This is a genomic window from Bdellovibrionales bacterium, assembly GCA_018266295.1.
Classification (GTDB): domain Bacteria; phylum Bdellovibrionota; class Bdellovibrionia; order Bdellovibrionales; family Bdellovibrionaceae; genus JACMRP01.
The window spans coordinates 75,890-91,304 of record JAFEAQ010000011.1 but is presented as its reverse complement, the minus strand read 5'-3'; the positions used below and the strand labels follow the sequence as shown (position 1 = coordinate 91,304).

At 47.9% G+C, this 15,415-nt stretch carries 15 protein-coding genes; all 15 read right to left on the bottom strand.

Features of this window, described 5'->3' with window-relative positions; genetic code table 11:
- Window positions 1–83: 83 nt before the first annotated feature.
- The gene (locus JSU04_09165) at window positions 84–968 is read right to left on the bottom strand and encodes a hypothetical protein (GenBank protein MBS1970467.1); all 885 of its coding nucleotides are present in this window, start codon (window positions 966–968) and stop codon (window positions 84–86) included.
- Between the two features lie 100 nt (window positions 969–1,068).
- Window positions 1,069–1,491, bottom strand: coding sequence for a hypothetical protein (locus tag JSU04_09160; protein ID MBS1970466.1), 423 nt, complete (start codon window positions 1,489–1,491; stop codon window positions 1,069–1,071).
- An 89-nt stretch (window positions 1,492–1,580) separates the two neighbouring features.
- On the bottom strand, window positions 1,581–2,024 hold the full coding sequence (locus tag JSU04_09155; protein MBS1970465.1) for a single-stranded DNA-binding protein: 444 nt from the start codon (window positions 2,022–2,024) through the stop codon (window positions 1,581–1,583).
- A 181-nt stretch (window positions 2,025–2,205) separates the two neighbouring features.
- Complete coding sequence (gene gspN, locus JSU04_09150; GenBank protein MBS1970464.1) at window positions 2,206–3,174, bottom strand: type II secretion system protein GspN; 969 nt, start codon at window positions 3,172–3,174, stop codon at window positions 2,206–2,208.
- A complete protein-coding gene (locus JSU04_09145; protein ID MBS1970463.1) occupies window positions 3,174–3,866 on the bottom strand; it encodes a hypothetical protein in 693 nt (230 codons plus the stop codon). Before JSU04_09145 ends, gspN begins: the two co-directional genes overlap by 1 nt.
- Before the next feature lie 8 nt (window positions 3,867–3,874).
- The gene (gene pilM, locus JSU04_09140) at window positions 3,875–5,545 is read right to left on the bottom strand and encodes a pilus assembly protein PilM (GenBank protein MBS1970462.1); all 1,671 of its coding nucleotides are present in this window, start codon (window positions 5,543–5,545) and stop codon (window positions 3,875–3,877) included.
- A gap of 32 nt (window positions 5,546–5,577) precedes the next feature.
- Window positions 5,578–6,744: a general secretion pathway protein GspK gene (locus tag JSU04_09135; protein MBS1970461.1), complete on the bottom strand. Its 1,167-nt coding sequence runs from the start codon at window positions 6,742–6,744 to the stop codon at window positions 5,578–5,580.
- Window positions 6,745–6,775: 31 nt separating this feature from the next.
- Window positions 6,776–7,609 carry a prepilin-type N-terminal cleavage/methylation domain-containing protein gene (locus JSU04_09130; protein ID MBS1970460.1) on the bottom strand — a complete coding sequence of 278 codons (834 nt, stop codon included), beginning with the start codon at window positions 7,607–7,609 and terminating at the stop codon, window positions 6,776–6,778.
- On the bottom strand, window positions 7,609–8,133 hold the full coding sequence (locus JSU04_09125) for a type II secretion system protein (protein ID MBS1970459.1): 525 nt from the start codon (window positions 8,131–8,133) through the stop codon (window positions 7,609–7,611). Before JSU04_09125 ends, JSU04_09130 begins: the two co-directional genes overlap by 1 nt.
- Window positions 8,133–8,726, bottom strand: coding sequence for a prepilin-type N-terminal cleavage/methylation domain-containing protein (locus JSU04_09120; GenBank protein MBS1970458.1), 594 nt, complete (start codon window positions 8,724–8,726; stop codon window positions 8,133–8,135). Before JSU04_09120 ends, JSU04_09125 begins: the two co-directional genes overlap by 1 nt.
- 14 nt (window positions 8,727–8,740) lie before the next feature.
- Window positions 8,741–9,166, bottom strand: coding sequence for a type II secretion system major pseudopilin GspG (gene gspG, locus JSU04_09115; protein ID MBS1970457.1), 426 nt, complete (start codon window positions 9,164–9,166; stop codon window positions 8,741–8,743).
- Between the two features lie 35 nt (window positions 9,167–9,201).
- Window positions 9,202–10,419: a type II secretion system inner membrane protein GspF gene (gspF, locus tag JSU04_09110; protein MBS1970456.1), complete on the bottom strand. Its 1,218-nt coding sequence runs from the start codon at window positions 10,417–10,419 to the stop codon at window positions 9,202–9,204.
- A 2-nt stretch (window positions 10,420–10,421) separates the two neighbouring features.
- Window positions 10,422–12,116 carry a type II secretion system ATPase GspE gene (gene gspE, locus JSU04_09105; protein ID MBS1970455.1) on the bottom strand — a complete coding sequence of 565 codons (1,695 nt, stop codon included), beginning with the start codon at window positions 12,114–12,116 and terminating at the stop codon, window positions 10,422–10,424.
- A gap of 14 nt (window positions 12,117–12,130) precedes the next feature.
- On the bottom strand, window positions 12,131–14,368 hold the full coding sequence (gspD, locus tag JSU04_09100) for a type II secretion system secretin GspD (GenBank protein MBS1970454.1): 2,238 nt from the start codon (window positions 14,366–14,368) through the stop codon (window positions 12,131–12,133).
- Between the two features lie 46 nt (window positions 14,369–14,414).
- Complete coding sequence (locus JSU04_09095; GenBank protein MBS1970453.1) at window positions 14,415–15,347, bottom strand: general secretion pathway protein GspC; 933 nt, start codon at window positions 15,345–15,347, stop codon at window positions 14,415–14,417.
- Between the last annotated feature and the right edge of the window lie 68 nt (window positions 15,348–15,415).

The following is a 15,415-nucleotide window of genomic DNA, read 5'->3' as shown; positions in this document are numbered from 1 at the left end:
TTGGCATGAGCACATTACTAACAAGTTCCATGCCAAGAAATGAGAAGGGGCAAAGTCAATTCCGAAAAGCGACCTGGTACCTTTTAGAGGTTCCAGGCGTAGCCGAGGCGGAGGTAGATGATGCTTGCTGTGACGGTGGCTGTTGCAGGGTATAGGCCGTACTCCAGAGAGATTGGCATGTAGTTCTTAGCGCTCAAGCGATAATCCATGCCCGCTGAGAAAACGAAGATTTGATTCGCGCCCATCTGATTGTTCTGGAATACAGAGCCGCCCGGCTTAGACATCGGATACAAGTAACCTGCGCCGGCGCCAAGCCATGATTTGTATTGGCCTTGCATGAAGTTCCAGCGGCCATAACCGTAGAAAGACAAATACTGAATTTTCACATCACAGTTCGTTGTACAGTTGCTCGGAGAAGCTGCAGAGTTCGATCCCGCCACATTGTATGTTTCAAGCCCTGTCATGCCGCGGAAAACAAGAGAAGGGGACAAAGCATAATCATAGTAGCCAAGGGCGCCGAAACCAGAACCCGACATATTGATTTGCATACTTGAAGTTTTCACGGCCATCGTGTTCATCAAGTAGCCACCGATAATACCCCAAGAGTTTCCATTGTGAACTTTGTTATTGAGTTTGCGATCGTAATAATCGTCAGTGCCCGTATCGCCGCCTGAGTTCGCCGCGGCGGCAGCCGGAGAGCCACCTTTATTCTGCAAAAGATAACCAGGTTTGACAGTCCCTTTCGTGATCTCACCGATGGCGCGTCCGCCTTTAACTTGCGTGACCTTGATGAGCGCGACACGTTTGTTCTGCGGATTTAAGGCGAAAAATTCTGTTCCCGCTGAAGCGCTTTCGCCATCAAGCTCGATCATGACTTTATTATTTTTCACCTGAGAAATTTTTGCAGCTAGTGCGGAATAGCTGGCGAATAAAAATGAAACGGCGAAAAAAACCGAGAATTTCTTCACGCTAAGGACTCCTGGTTGGTGGACCATATTCCTTAATATTTTCATGCAGAAAATGCACAGTGTCCATCGGGAGGCGGACTATGGGCTAGGATAGAAATGATTAATCGATGCTTACGAGACTACGCGTGAGCTCTTCTAAAAAGCTCTTTTTGTAGATTTGCCAGATCTTTTTCGATTCGAACTTGTATACACATGATTCCGTTGCCGTGTTGTCCTGGGTAATGACGGTGATTTCGACTTGGCCGTCTTCCATATTCTTTCCCCAAACTTCGTAGTCAGGATGCATTTCGATCAGTTCATGACTGGTGTTTGGGAACTCTTCGCGCAACCATGCTTCGGCAGCACTCATTTCACGGCAACTCTGTAGAGAGTAGGCTTGAATAGATTCTAAAGGTTTTTGTGACAGTGTCGTTTGGATGGAGTTCGGAGCCTTTTCTTCAAATTGCTTACGGCCTGCGGAGCTATAAAGCGAGCAGGAACTCAGAAGCATCATACAAAGAAGAAAATAAAAACTGCGAAGCATAGATATAAATTCTATGCAGAGGTGCTAAAAAAAGAAAAGACCCGTTTTATTCAAACGGGTCTTTTTTAAACGAAAAATGTTCGAAAGTCTTAGAATGGAATGTCGTCAGAGCTGTTGAAGCTTGGTTCCGGTCCGAAATCTTGGTAGCCGAAATCATCGCCGCCACCAGAAGATTGTCTGTTCTCAGTAGAACGTTCGCCACCAGCAGAACCGAGGAATTGCACAGTGTTTGCTACGATCTCAGTCGTGTATTTCTTTTGACCTTGTTGGTCTTCCCATTGGCGAGTTTGCAAACGGCCTTCGACGTAGACTTGACGACCTTTGCTCAAGTGCTTACCGCAGATTTCTGCGAGCTTGCCCCAAACGACAACACGGTGCCACTCAGTGCGCTCTTGTTTTTGGCCATCTTTGCCCATCCAGTTTTCACTTGTAGCGATATTCAAACGGGTCACAGTCGTACCTTGGCCAACGGCTTTTACTTCAGGGTCAGCGCCCAAACGGCCTACGATAATAACTTTATTTACACCAGACATAATCCCTCCCATGAGACTATAAGGTTTTTGTAGTTAGTGAGAGTCTTGTCAATAAAGACTTAAAAAAGCTCCCGGGTTTGCCTGCACAATGAGCAAATCAAGGACCAACCCCGCGGTCAACGGGTTTGGTGGCTGAAAAGATGAGGTAATATAAATCGGACAGGGAGCGCCGTCCAGCGGATTAACGCGCGGCGCCGATCGATGGCGGCATCATGGTATTTGCCGCGGAAACTTTGAATTTGTACTGCGCACCTTCAGCAGTCGCAGTCTTGTACTGATCAACTAAAATGAGGAATGTCGAAGCGCGGTTCAGGAAGTTATTCTTCATGCGAAGGTCGACATTGAATGTGTAACCGCCGATCACCGGATTAATCACGCCGCCTTGGTTTGCCAAAGACAGATCGAGGTTGCCGGTGATGGTGCCGCGCATTTCATCGCTCTCTTTTCCGATTTGGCCATGCTCAATGATGAGTTTGCCGCCGGCCAGACGGCCCTTAATTTCAACGCTGGTAAGCTTTAAATCGGGCATTGTGAGTGGGCCCATCGGAGTGTTCACATTCGACGGCGGGAGCTCAAATTGCGAGATATTGAGATTTACATCAACGTCCGGCTGCTCCGTGAAAGAAAGGTCCACAAGCGCGGTGGATTCAAGATCCAGCTTGCCCTTTATCATCACAGGTAAGCGAGCCACTTCGCGCAAGTCCTGCAGGCTCAGTTTCTTGGCGCTGATTTCAACACGCTGTCTTTCAACGCCATTTTCAGAGCGAGAACCCGATTTCACAGAGATCTGTACGTCGCCTTTAAACAAACCCTTTGCATCGACAGTGCCGTAAGGTTTTTGCGAGATCAGGCCCATCACAGCCGGAGCAAAACGGATTTCCTGAGCGGAAATTCCTGGAACTCCTTGAGCTTCAACAAACACTTGTTCGACCTTCATGCCGGGAGCAGGGAAGAGTGACATCTTCAGTTCTTCAAACTGCAAGAACACTTTGTTGCCGGTCAGACGCGCTACTTGAGAAGAAACAAAATCGCCGAGGTCATTAATCGGGAAAAGAACCAGCAAGAATACCAGCGTCGAGAGGATCATGACGAGGATCTTGAGTTTTGAGCCAAAGATGATGCCGAAGAGCTTACGAATCGCGCCGACCATTAGCGATTTCCTCTCTTAAACGCCGGCTTCTTTGCTTTGCCGCCAGCTTCTTCATCACCAGCATCCGGCATGTCAACGTGAGCTTGAGGCACCGCCAAAGAAACAAGCTTCATTTCCACATCAAAATAACGTGGGTCCTCGGGATTCGCCGTGATGTTAATCGCATTCATTTTAACGCTCGGGCTGATCGCCTGAATGTTGTAGCCGATATCAATGATCTGGCGAAGATTGAGCTTTGCAAGACTCACGCGCAGCCCACTTTCAAGCAAGCCTTTTGGAATCAGGCCCGTATCCGCGGCCATCACTTCAATCCCTTTCATTTGCTCAGGAAGAAGTTTTGCCATATTCAGCTGTCCTTCGATCGTGTTCTTTAGCATGTCGGCGTTCGGCGCGATCGGCAGGTCCGGAACTTCATTCGATTCACGGGTCACTTTCAAAAGCTCACGAATCAAACTGCGCTTGTCTTCGTAAGTCGTTACGTATTCACTGGAGGTAGAGTAGTAAGAAAACGGAATAGAAAAAATCAATAAAGCAGTGAGAGCACCAGCCCCCAAGAGCACGAGCTTCTGATTTGTCGGCGTCAGATTCTCGAAGCGATCGCGCAGCTGGTTGTATGCCGAGCTGTCTTCGATGCGCGACCACGTCTGACCAAGCTGAGATTTTAGATTGTCCTTAATGTCATCAAAGTTCATCAGCTCACCTATTGAATGGTTTTAGTAATGCCGCGATCGACTTTAAAATTAAACGAGAACGCTGTTTTTCCGGCGGCTGCGGGCAACTGGACGCTGCCTTTATTCACTTTGCCGTCCACAGACAAGTTGGTCAGAGCCTGCTGCAGAACTGTGAGTTCATTCGGGCTCTTCACGTAACCTTCAAGCGATACTTCGCTGTCACGGACGTGAACGCCTTTAACGTCCAAAGTGACGGAGTTCTTTGCCGGAGTGGCGTCGTTGATCTTTTTAACGATCTCAAGGGCTGAGTTCATCGTCGCCACATTGGCAAGAGTCTTTAAATCAGCCGCGCGCTTTTTATTATCGCGAATGTATTTCTTGATATTGGCTTCGGTGGCTTTTTTACCACTGAGTTTGGCTACATTCTTGGCTTGGGTTTTTAATGCTTCTTCGGCGCGGTCGGCAAGGCTCATAGAAAAACTTTCGCGCATCATCGAGTAAATGAAGAACACAACCATTGCCGCCGCCGCTGTTTTAAGAGTCGGGCCCCACTTTTCCCACATGTTGCGGGCAAAGTTGTTTTGCTTTGCGAACTCACCACGGAGGAAATTGATGGCAGGGTTGCGTGGCTTTTTAAGGCCTTCAATCGCAATACCGAGAGCCAAACCGAAAGTGGTGTCCGTCTTCGGGCCCTTTTCAAAGAGCACGTTTGGAATCATATCGAGGGGATAAACCTTGTTCACCGGCAATTCAAGCTGCTGAGTCAGGAACGGGCCCAAGTTTTTAATTGCCGACGAGCCGCCTGTAAGGCCGATCTGAGTGATCACGGCGTTGAACTCGCTCTTAAATTCCAAAATAGAAAGTTGCAAGTCGCGCACAAGTTCACGAACCGATTTTGCAATCGTTTCAGAGAATGTAATTTGGTCAAACGTCGCGCCTTGTTTATTCGTCAGGATGAAGGCTTTATTCTGCACTTCTTTCAGAGCGTCCAAGTAAGGGATTTCATATTTCTTTGCAACAGCATCAGAAATATTTTTTGCGCCCCAAAGAATCGTGCGTACGCCGATCAGAGAATTGCCTTCAAACGCACACACCAGAGTGCGCGTGTGACCCATATTCAGAGTCAAATGCATCGGACGCTCGACCTTTTCCTGTTCACCCAGAAGAGTCGTGTCTGTGGCAGGATGAGCCGGCGGAGCTTCATTCCATTTTTCGTAGATATTCGCAAACGCCGTCCCTTCAGTCGAGATCAAAGCCGGCTCGATGTTCGCATCGGCACAGCGCTGAAGCAGAGTGCGAATATGGTGCTTCGGAGCTGCACACGCCAGAACTTCGGCAGTAACGCCGAGGGTGCGAACGATTTTTGCGTCGAAAACAGAGTTGTCGCCCGAGAAAGGAATTTCTTCTTCGAGCTCGAAAGCCAAGCTCTTAGAAATTTTCATTCTATCGCTAAATGGGAAAATTTTATTACGGATACTCACTTGATCCTGACGAAGAGCTAAGCAGTAGCGGGTTTGCGCCGGATCGTACTTCGCCGAAATCTCGCGAAGAAACTCGATGATTTCAATTTCTTGGTCGTGGGCGGGGTTGAGGCCGAGCGGGCGTTCGAAGCATTGAGTGACCTGAAAACCTTTACTGGTTGTCAGCACCTCAACAATTTTTATGCTACTACTGCCAATGTCGATACCAACAGATCTCATTTTTCGCCTTTTTTTTTAAATCTTACGAGTGCTTAGCGCTCGCCCCAGTATACAATCCTTGGAGCTCCTTTGGGAAGTGCAGGGGTCTGACTTTGGGCTGGGTTTTGCGGTTTTGCCGCAGGATTTTGCTGTTGCTGCTGTTGGGGATTCTGTTGCTGTTTTTCTTTATCGACGTAGCCCTTCAATGTGCTTGCGATCGTCTGTAAATCCATCACGACGACGGTGATTTCACGGGACACTCCAGCATACTCGCCCGTGCTCTTGATTCTAAAGTTCACGACCTTGTCAAAAATGAGCGGTGTCTCTTCGGTTTTTTCGCCAAGGCGGGCACCACGGCCGGTAACGAAACCCCAGAAGTCCTCTTTGTTTTTAAACGGGCCGCCCTCGTTAGGGTTGTCGCGGCGCTTGATGATCGCATCAGCGATCTCATCGTTGATTTCGGGGTCCAGCGACTTCAAAACCTCTTTGCTGGCTTGATTTGGATTGATGGCTTTCATTCCGTAAATGGTGATAGCCGGCTCCAGCAACTCGTAAATGTCTTCGTTCATACCGCTTACAAGGCGGAGCTCTTGCAGAGTGCGAAAACCGCGGTTCGGGGGATAGTTTTCAGGGTAGCCGCTGTAGCCGGCCCGCTTATCGCTGCCGCTCACGCCTGTACGGCTTCTCGACTGCCAGTCGGTGATCGCATTCACGAGTTCTTCGAAACGGTAGTTGCCATATTTACGCTGGAACTCTTGATCGTTTTTAAGTTTATTTTGGAAAATATCCAGCAAACGGCGGCGCGTGGACTCTGCTAAAACTTTCGAAGGCGAGGCAAGGTCACTCAAATCCAGTTTGGAGCCTTCGTCTTCGATGGTTACAACGTAAGCCGCATCCATGATGGATTCTTTAAGGGCCGACTTAATCTGATCCTTATCGGTACCATTCAGACCATCGGGCATTGGCACCGGCCAAGCGAACGGGAACTTCCAGATTTGATCAAGCATTTCAGACTGACCGCCAAGCTGCTTACCAAATTGAGCAGAGGCTTGTTGGAAAGTTTTAATACGAAGAAGACTCAAATCCACACCGGCCCGAGCCGCATAGTAAGCTTTTAGACGGTTGAGGGAGTTGACGTTCACGTTATACTCCACCAATGAATCGTAAGAGACTTCCATGGCGATATAAGAAATCAAAAGCACGCAAGTAATGGCCATGATCAATGCCATTCCGCGATTATTTTTTAAGAGCCTAAGGCCCACTGGTCGCGCTGTTTGCATTTTTGCTCTCATCGTTATTAGGGAAATGGATTCTTGCGATAATCTGCATTGAATATTTTTTCTTTTTGTCGCCGGTACCGTGCTCAATTGTCATCGAGATCTCGACAGCTGCGGGGAAGTTCCCTTTCGTGACAGAGTCGCCGCCATTGTCCGTGCGCCAGCTATTGACCCAGTCGTCTTTGCCTTTACCGATGTAACGCAATTTGAACTCGGTGATGTTTTCAAGAAGCACGACTTCATCGCCACCTTTGGTGACATCGTCATCGACCCAGCTTGTGGTTCTGCGCCACAAGCATTGGGAAGAGCCTTTATCGCCCGTCAGGCTTTTGCAGGACTTTAGCGAGTAGCCCACTTCCATGAAATCGGCTTGTTTCATATTGCGCATCATGCGCGCATTGTTCATCGTTACGAAATCCACGGAACTCTCAGTTCCCATGAACTGAGTGACCGGATCGATGCGAGTGGCCTCATCCGGATTCGGCGGAGGTGTCGGCGTTTGAATCGGAATCGGTGTCGGCATGCCCGGCGGCAGGTTTGCGGCCTGCGCAGGTTTATTCACCAGATCTGTGATTTCTTTTTCAACGTCACGATAGTGATAAGCTTGATTAATATCAGCTTCCATCAAGCGAAGGGCATCACGCATGCGTGACACATCGTCGATTTGTTCCTGGATTTTTACTTTCTGACGGATGGCTTGCTGAATACTTTGAGTCGCAAGCACAGTGAGCGTTCCTAGAATCGCCACTGTGATCATCATCTCGATGAGGGTAAAACCTTTTTGCGAAGAAAGGCGAGAAGCCGTCATTACGGACCTGCCCCGCCAGGTGCGGCGCCGGTAGATCCGCCAATAGCCAGCGGCTTATTGTAATCGACAAAATAGGTGACGATGGAATACTCCAGCGGTTTCTTGCCGCCGGTATAGATTACGCTGACCTTCACTTCCTTGATGGTTTTTGAGAGATGCTCTGTCAGTTGTTGAATCATCATCATGAGCATGTCGTTGGCGCCGCCTTCTTGCTGCATCAGAATTGAAGACATGTTCGGCATCTGGAATTCGCGAGAGATCATCTTCCATTTGTACTGAGGGTACTCGGCACCAAAGTCGTCTTCTTTCTCTTCAGGAATGGTATCAAGTGGTTTTCCACGGAACTCAAGATCAATTTCATTCATCTTGCGCTCAAGCAGGGCTGCGACGTCTTGATTCAGCTGAGTTTTTCGAATACGCAAAAAGCTTCCACTCCATGACTGGGTCAGGAGCAAAATACCCATAGAGAGAATCACTACGGCGAGTAGTGTCTCTAGCAACGTGAAGCCTTTTCTGTTTTTGATCACCGACTTATATCCTTTAAGCTGGTTTCTTTTTCAACAATATCAGCTTGACCTGTTAGCGGGTTAAAGACAAGCGTCCAGGTGTTTTTGTTGTCGGTGATTTGAATGGCAGAAGCCTCGAGAAGGCCTTCTGGAAAGAAATGAATATACGCAAGCCCGCTTGTGACGGGTTGAGACATATTGATGGTTTCAACCTGCTTGAAATGCAGATTTGATGGAAGGGTTTTTTCCTTCTTCGACAATCTTTTGTCTATTTGGAAAAGCGGCGGAGGAGCGTCTTTGTCCTTGTCGTCTTTTTTACCTTTGCCTTCGTAGTCTTCTTTTAATTTTTCTGGATCGATCAGAGCCGGGCCGTTGGCTTTTTCAACCCACCAAGATTCTTGTCCTTGCTCCATACGGATGACAATGCGGTAGGTGGAATTAAAAAGCTTGGCTTGATTTCGGACTTCTTTGACGAGAACCGTGAGCTGACGTGCCACGGTTTTGATATTGGTATCTTTTTTGAGAAGGCGGGGGGCTCCAACAGCGATCAGACCGGCAATGATAGCGATCACGATCATGACTTCAATGAGGGTGAAGCCCCTTTTATTCATGAAACTCCAAAGAACTATTGTTCGTAAAGGATGTCGGCGTTAAAGCCAGAGCCGCCTTCGCGGCCGTCTTTACCGAGACATTTCAGAGAGTATTCGCTGCCATTTAATTCATAAACGTAAGGATTGCCCCATGGATCGATTTGGTCTTTTTTCAAGTAAGGCTCTGGGCCCCAGTTGGCGCAGTTAGCATCTTGTTTTACCAAGTTGTCCAAGGACGCTGGGAACTTACCGCAGTCGTTGTAGTACATGCTCAGTGCATTTGCGATCTGACCCATTTGGATTTTTGCTTGGCCGACGTTGGCTTTGTCTTTTTGGCCCAAGAATTTTGGCGCCAAGAGAGCCATCAAACCACCAAGAATCGCAATCACGATCATGATCTCGATCAGAGTCATACCTTTTTGGTTGCGCAAGAAAGACTTGTTTGAAGAGTTCGAAATCATTGTGTTTAGCCTCCGCGTGAGTTCAGAAGATGACTTTAGCCAAAGGCACTAGTCATGTCAAACATAGGTAACATCACGGAGAATACAATCGTGGCAATAACCAGACCCATAATCACAATGACGACAGGACCCATAAGACCCGTTAAAGCGTCGACCTTGTTTTTAACCTGGAAATCATAGGCGTCAGAGACCTGACTTAGCATGGTTTCAAGCTCACCAGTTTTCTCACCAATATTGACCATGTGAATCACGATCGGCGGGAATTGTCCCGATTTTTTGAGGGGTCCCGCAATAGATTCCCCCTCGCTAATATTGCTACGGGCATCATCAATGGCTAAGGCAAGGACGTGATTATCCACAACGTTGCGGACGATGTCGAGAGCTTGCAACATAGGCACGCCCCCTGTGAGCAACGTCGACAGAGTTCGAGTAAAGCGTGAAACCGCGACCATTCTTACAACCGGTCCAGCGATCGGAAGATTCAAAGAGATACCATCCCATTGCTCAGCGCCGCTAGGAGATTTTTTCCAGCTGTTGAAAATCATGTAAACCATGAAGAGGGAGCCGAAAACAAGGTACCAATAGTTCACCATGAAAGTACTGATGTTTACCAAAGCAACTGTGTACCAAGGCAATGTCAAATTCGGCGCGGATTCAAATACCGTCACCATTTTTGGAATTACGAAAATAAACATCAATGACAGCAAACCAAATGTCACCACAAGCATGATGATCGGGTAGGTCATCGCGCTGCTCACTTTTGAGCGCAATTCCGCAGCCGCTTCTGTAAACTCCGCCAGACGCACAAGGATCACGTCCAAGCTGCCTGACATTTCACCGGCTTCCACCATTGAGATATAAATCTTATCAAACAAGTTTGGATATTTGGCGAGTGCTTTGTAGAACGGGCTACCTTCGTTCACCATGTTTTTACAGTCTGCAATGGCTTCCGCAAGAACGGGGTTTTCCACTTGCTCAGAGACCGCCGTGAGGCAATCTACCAGCGGAATATTCGCTTTCACAAGAACGGCCAACTGCCGGGTCATCAGAGAAAGCTCTTGAACTGTCGCTTTGCCGCGGCCACCGCCGCCTCGTTTTTTAGTAGCAGTGCCTTTTTTCTTATCGCGGATTTCAGTAACGAAGATGCCGTCTTTTTTTAGTCGAGTGCGGGCCGCGCGAAGATTCTCGGCGTCGAGAGTTCCCTTAACGTTTCTTCCATCTCTGGCAAGGCCCTTGTACTCGAAAATAGGCATAATTAAATATCCAATTGAGTGTTCGCGTTCAGTTCTTCAATCGACGTAATGCCGGAAAGAACTTTGCTAATGCCATGGTCACGGAATGTTTTCATTCCGCCATTCACAGCTTGGCGTTTTATAGTATTACCATCTTTACGCTGCAAAATTAAAGAGCGGATATCGTCATTGACGACCAGCAGCTCCTGAATGACGCTTCGGCCAACGTAACCTTTCTGATTGCAGTGGTTACAGCCAACCGGTTTACAAACATTTCCTTCTTGAGCTTGTTTGCGTGTAATTCCGAGAGCATTGAGCTCAAAATCTGAGGGCTCGTAAGGCACTTTGCAATGCGGGCAGAGAACGCGCACGAGACGTTGGGCGACAACACCCAAGATCGAAGTGGCGATCAAGAACGGCTCCACGCCGATGTCAAATAAACGGGGGAAAGCACCGGCGGCATCATTGGTATGCAGTGTGGATAAAACCAAGTGACCCGTCATTGAAGACGTGATCGCCAGTTCGGCAGTTTCCAAGTCACGAATCTCACCCACCATGATGATGTCAGGGTCTTGACGAAGGAAAGAGCGCAGACCCGAGGCAAAGGTCAAACCGATCTTGGCATTCACTTGCACCTGACCGATGCCGTGAATACGTTGCTCCACCGGATCTTCAACCGTCAGAATATTTACATCCGGCTGATTGAGTTTGCTGAGGCAGCCGTAAAGAGTCGTCGACTTACCAGAACCTGTAGGGCCTGTGACAAGCAAAATGCCGTAAGTTCTTAACAGCAAGTCGCCATCAAGTTTCTTGAGCGTGTCCGGTGAGAAACCCAGCTGCTCGAGCTCAAGAACGACCGTCGATCTATCTTGCAGACGCATCACCGCTCGTTCGCCAAAAGCAGTCGGCACGGTTGAAAGACGAATATCGATATCTTTTCCGCCGACCTTCAGTGGGATACGACCGTCCTGAGGCAAACGTTTCTCGGCGATATTGAGATTCGCCATAACTTTGATACGGGACGTGATCGCGTTTTGTAATTTTTTAGGCGGCTTAAAAATATCAAAGAGAATACCGTCAATGCGGAAGCGCACGACGATGTCTTTTTCATAAGGCTCTACGTGGATATCGGATGCTTTTTCTTTCACCGCACGGAAGAGGAGGCTATTTACCAGTTTAATCACCGGCGCGTCGTCTTCGCCGGCCTCGAGAAGATCGATCGTGGATTCTTCGAGGTCGTAATCTTCAGCCTCAATCTCATCAAGGCCTGAAAGATTCGCAGTGGACTTTTCATAGACGCGGTTAATAGCGTCTTGGATTTTCGAGTTTGTTGTGACCAGCGGCTTAATCTTTTTGCCAAAAAGGACACGAAGGTCGTCCATGGCTTTCAGGTTCAACGGATTGCTGGTCAGAGCCGTGACCGCTTCGGCCTCATCCTTGTAGGGGAGGACCGAGTTGGTTTTTGCGTAGTTGATGGGGATGTCGCGAACGAGGTCCGCAGAGATATCATTTACTGGAATGTCTTTAATGAAATCAAGACCCATCTCTTTGCAGAGATCTCCGAGAAGTTCATCGGCTGTAGAATATTCTTTGTGCGACAGAGCTTCTCCGACGCTCACGGGGCGCAAGACCGAAGGATTCTTAAGAATCGACTTGATCTGATCGCTCGTGAGAGAAGTACTCTTTTGCAGAATACTTGAAATATCCATTGAAGGCATCGAGGTCTACTCCATTACTCGTTATCGTCAATCACTTGAGACGTCTTTTTACCAAGACGGTCTACAGCTTCGCCATAAGGATCTTTGCCGCCTTGAGATTTAATATACTTCAAGCGCTCAGCCAGTTTACGATCGACAACTGATTTTTGGTCAGCAGGGTTGCGAATGATTTTTGGAGTTAAGAACACCAAAAGATTCACTTTCTCTTTCGTCGATTGGCGGCTCTTGAACAGCCAGCCAATGATTGGCAAGTCGCCCAAGAGAGGCACCTTAGAAACCGTTTCAGAGTCGCGGTCACGAATCAAACCACCCAATACGGCAGTATCTTCGTTTTTGATGACCAGAGTTGTTTTGATATTACGAGTCGCCAAAGGCTGTGAATTGTCAGAAAGATTCTTAGGCAAAGCTGCAACCTGTGTCAACTGCTTGATCTTCTGATCCACTTCCATGCGGATCGTATCAGAAGCGGGGCTGATAAACGGTTTGATAGTGAGTTTAATCGTCGCTTCTTCGAAGTTTGCAGAGTTTGTGATCTGACCAGCGGCATTTGTCGTTGAAGTGATGCTGACAGGAACTTTATCGCCCACTTCAATCTCAGCTGTTTGGTTATCCAAAGCTAAAACTTGTGGAGTTGAAAGGATGTTTGCCTTTGTATTCGACTTGATGAAGTTGATAAACCCGATCAAGCTTGGAATTGTGATCGAGCTCTTATCGATTGGGTTTGTCACTGTCACTGTATCGCCGCTACCGAAGCCCAGAGTCGCTCCAGTGCCGCCTGTTGGCGATAACATATCCGTCAAACTGATATTGCTCGAGAAGCCGACTTTACCGGCACCGTTTTGGTATTTGTAATAACCGATACCCCAGTTGGTTGCGTCACTATTCGCCATCTCCATGATCACGGTCTCAACAAACACTTGATCGCGAGCAATATCGAGCTGTTTTAAGATGTGCAAAACAGTTTCGTAGTCTTGTTTGCTGGCAGTAATAACCAGTGAATTTGTGGCTTCATCGGCTTGGATTTTAACATCGCTGCCGAAGATTTCAGTTTGCTGAGAAACAGGATTGCCACCCAGAGGGCTCAGTAAGCCTCCGCCTGTCGGTTTTGGTGCAGCATCTTTTGCAACACCTTGAAGTGTTTGCGCGATATTTTTAGCAACGCCGTTTTTCACGTAGTAAACGTAAACACCGCCAGAGCCACCAGAAGGCGGGCGGAAGTCCAATTGCGCAATGAGTTTTTTCAAGCGAATAATACCGGCTTTATTTCCCATCGCAATGAGGGAGTTCGTGCGGTCTTCAGGAATTGCCATGAAGAAACTAGTGCCTTGTTGTGCGCTCGTGCCACCCGTTGAACGGGTAAAGCGCGGTACGCCGGCAGAGAAAGAGCCAGGTGCGGAACCTGTGCTTTTTTGGCCTTTATTCACGATTTTATCAACGAGATCCGCAAGGTCTTTCGCTTTTGCGTACTTTACCGGAATCACTTCGATTTGGTCTTCAAAACCCGGAACGTCGAGCTGGCTGATGATTTTCATCACGCGATCGATGTTGGAACCGTAATCTGAAAGAATCAAAGAGTTCGTTGCGGTATAAACCGACATTTCACCGTCTTTAGACGATAAAATACGAAGGTCGCGATTCACTTGTTCCGCTTGAATGTGTTTCAAGTGGATAATACGGGTGATCATTTGATCTGAATTCGGATAATAAGCGCCAGAGTAGGTCTCGATGCTGTCACGTTGCGCGTTTCTCGCAGATTTAATCTTTAAGAAGCTACCGCTGGGAACAACCGTGAAACCATTAATAGCCAATGCTGACAAGAAAGCTTTGTAAGCTTCCGCCACTGTGATTTTAGAAGGTGCAACGATGGTGATTTTACCACGCACGCCCGGATCGATGATAAAGTTCTTACCAGTAAGCTCCGAGATCGCTTTGATGACATCCGTGATTTCAACGTTCGGGAAGTCGAAGGATTCGATCGTTTCCGGGAAATTTTCGTTTGTGATGTCTTCAAGACCGGCTTTTGCAAACTTGCTCTGTTGATTTTTGCTCAGAGCGCCTGGCTTATCAGAACCAGATGGGCCAATCGTCGTTTCGCCGCCGCCTGCAGCCGCTGCTGCTGCCGGTGGAGGTGGTGGAAAGTTATTCATGGATGGCATTGGAGGCGGCGGAGGAAAGCTCTGCGCAAGTGCAATTTGAGTCGTGAGCAGAGAAGCAATTCCAAGCGCTGTCTTCTGTCTTCTTTTTACCTTCATGTCATCCACCTTCCTTTGCGGATCCTAATCACAAAACGAAAAAAAACTACTGAATATTGTACTGAAGAGTTTCAGTGCGACCACCGCGCTCAACAGTCATTTTAATTTCATTCGAGTTTTTAAACATATTAAAGAGCTCCATGGCCTTTTGAGGAGTGTCGACAGTTTCGCCGTTAACACCCTTAATGAGGTCCATGCGCTGAATTCCCAATTGTGAGAAAATGCTGTTTGGTTGGAAATCCACGATGCGGTAGCCGTTCACTTCGCCAGTTACTTTATCGCGGGAAGGAACAGCGCGAGCCTGCATCAAAATGCTGGAAAGATCGTTCAAATATTTTTGCAAGTCGGCACGCTTGATCGTGAACTTGTTGTCACCCATGTTTTTAACATCGCCGCCGCCACCCGTAGCTGGAGCTGTAGGGGCGGTCGCTCCGAAAGCGACTTTCTGGTTACCGAACGGCTTCATCTCGATGTACTCAAGAACATTGCTGTTCAAATTGCGGAAGATGATTTTTTGACGTTCCACCTTCAGCAAGGTCGCCATGTTTTCGATATTTCTCTTTGGCGTGTAAGACAGAGTCTGGTTTTTGCCTTTGATTTCAATGGCTGCAATTGATTTGTCTGGATTGGAGTGAACCAGGGTCCCAACAAGAGTTAGTGGCAATTGCGAAGGCACCGGAGCGGCTTCTTCGATCTTGTTTGGGTCTTGGCCTTTGGCGATCAAAGCATCAGGAATGACGCCGTCCGAAGAAAAAATATTTCGCGAGATCATTGTGTTGTAGGCGCCACGGCCGAGCATGTTGTCGTTCAAGACTTTTTTCGGGCGTGGTGGGGGAGTCTGGTTTGGCAGCATCAAATCGCGGTAACTTAAGATCAACAAATCGGCGACGACAAAACCAATGAACACAAAAAGCAGGTACGAAAGCCACTTTTCAAAAGCGGGGCGCTTTTTCTTCAACTTCTTGTTATCTACCGCCACAGATTTTCCTTTGCCAAATCAGGGATTTGAATCCTTCAAGTCCATCCATAGACTAACAAAAAGGCTGG